Raw genomic sequence first — 2,078 nt, 5'->3', positions numbered from 1 at the left:
GGCCGATTCCGTGGCATACGGCCGCAATTGCAGCCGTACGGCGGCCCGGCGACGTCCCGCAACGCAGCCCCCACCGACGCGCTGGCGAACACTGACAACGGATCGGCGTTCCGTCGGCAGATCGTGCCATGGCCGGGCCGGGCGGCGTACCGGTTGAATCGTCCGCATGGCAGGCGAGACCCCTGAGAGCAGGGCACGCAGGATCCGGGTGGGCATCGACACCGGAGGCACGTTCACCGACGTGGTCGCGTTCGACGAGGACACCGGCGAGCTGGTGACCACGAAGACGCCGAGCACCCCGTCCAACCCGGCGGACGGGTTCATGTCCGGCATCGAGAAGGTGCTCGGGCTGCTCGGCCTCCCGCCCGCCGACGGCACCCCGCTGAGCGCGGTCAGCCACGGCACCACCGTGGCGACGAACCAGCTGCTCGAGGGCAAGGTCGACCGGCTGGGGTACCTCACGACCGAGGGGTACGACGCGATGCTGGAGATCGCCCGGCAGAGCGTGCCGGACGGCTACGGCAACAGCTACTTCTGGGTGAAGCCGGACCGGATCGTGCCGCGGCACCACGTCAAGGCGGTCGGCGGCCGGCTCGACTTCACCGGCGCCGAGGTGCGGCCCTTCGACGAGGAGGGCGCCCGCGAGGCGGCCCGCTGGTTCCGGGCCCAGGGCATCGACACGCTGGGTGTCTGCTTCCTGCACGCCTACGCCAACCCCGCCCACGAGGAGCGGATGCGCGAGATCCTCGCCGAGGAGCATCCCGACGCGGTGGTCTCGATCTCCAGCGAGGTGCTGCGGGAGTACCGCGAGTACGAACGCGCCATGACCACGCTGGTCGACGCCGCGGTGAAGCCCCGGCTCTCGCGGTACGTCAACAACATCAAGGACCGGCTCTCGGCGTACGCCGGCGACCGCAAGGTCCCCTTCTACGTCATGAAGTCCAACGGCGGCGTGCTCTCCGCCGACGAGGTCGTGCACCAGCCGATCACCACTGTGCTCTCCGGCCCGGCCGCCGGCGCCCTCGGCGCCGCGCTGATCGCCAAGGTGGCCGGCTTCGACAAGGTGCTCACCAGCGACGGCGGCGGCACCTCCACCGACGTCAGCGTGGTCATCGACGGCGAACCCACCCTCACCACCGAGGGCAGCGTCGGCGCCTACCCGAGCAAGATCCCGATGATCGACGTGGTCACCGTCGGCGCGGGCGGCGGCTCGATCGCCTGGCTCTCGCCCGAGGGCACCCTCAAGGTCGGCCCGCAGTCGGCCGGCGCCGACCCCGGCCCGCTCTGCTACGGCAAGGGCGGCACCGAGGTCACCATCACCGACGCCCACGTCGTCCTGGGCCGGATCCCCCCGCACCTGCTCGGCGGCGAGATCCCGCTCGACGTCGAGGCGGCGCGCACCGGCATCGTGAAGCTCGCCGGCGACCTCGGCCTCAGCCCCGAGGCCTGCGCCACCGGCATCCTCGAGATCTCCGCGTGGAACCAGGCCAACGCGCTGCGCCAGGTCACCGTCAAGCGCGGCCTCGACGTCCGCGACTTCACGCTCACCACGTTCGGCGGGTCCGGCTCGCTGCTCTTGTGCCGGCTCATGGACATCCTCGGCATCCCGCGGGTGCTGGTGCCGCCGAACCCCGGCAACGTCTCCGCGTTCGGCCTGCTCACCGTCGACGTCAAGAACGACTACGTCCAGACCCACGTGTCGCTGCACGACGCGCTCGACCCGGCCACGCTCCAGTCGTCGTACGACGGACTCCGGGCGCAGGCGGCCGAGGCGCTGACCAAGGAGGGCTTTGCGGAGGACGAGCACCGGTTCGCGCTGACCGCGGACCTGCGCTACTTCGGCCAGGCCTTCGAGGTCCGGGTGCCGGTGCGGGACGCCCCCCTCGACCAGGCCTTGCTCGACGAGGTCGCGCGCACGTTCCACGCCGAGCACCGGGCGCTCTACGGCTACGACTTCTCCGGCGACGCCTCGCAGCAGGTGGAGTGGGTGAACCTGCGGGTCTCCGGGATCGGCCCGATCCGGCGGCCGGAGGTGCAGCGGGACGAGCGGCCGGGTGGTTTCGAGACGCTCGCTGGCG

At 71.6% G+C, this 2,078-nt stretch carries 1 protein-coding gene; it reads left to right on the top strand.

Annotation, left to right across the window (positions count from 1 at the left end; translation table 11 throughout):
* Window positions 1–166: 166 nt before the first annotated feature.
* On the top strand, window positions 167–2,078 hold a 1,912-nt coding region (locus EKO23_RS24630; RefSeq protein WP_134721212.1), incomplete at its 3' end, for a hydantoinase/oxoprolinase family protein.

Origin of the sequence: Nocardioides guangzhouensis (assembly GCF_004519545.1) — a bacterium.
Lineage (GTDB): Bacteria > Actinomycetota > Actinomycetes > Propionibacteriales > Nocardioidaceae > Nocardioides > Nocardioides guangzhouensis.
Note: the sequence above shows the minus strand (reverse complement) of the source record. Positions and strands in the feature narration are given on the sequence as shown.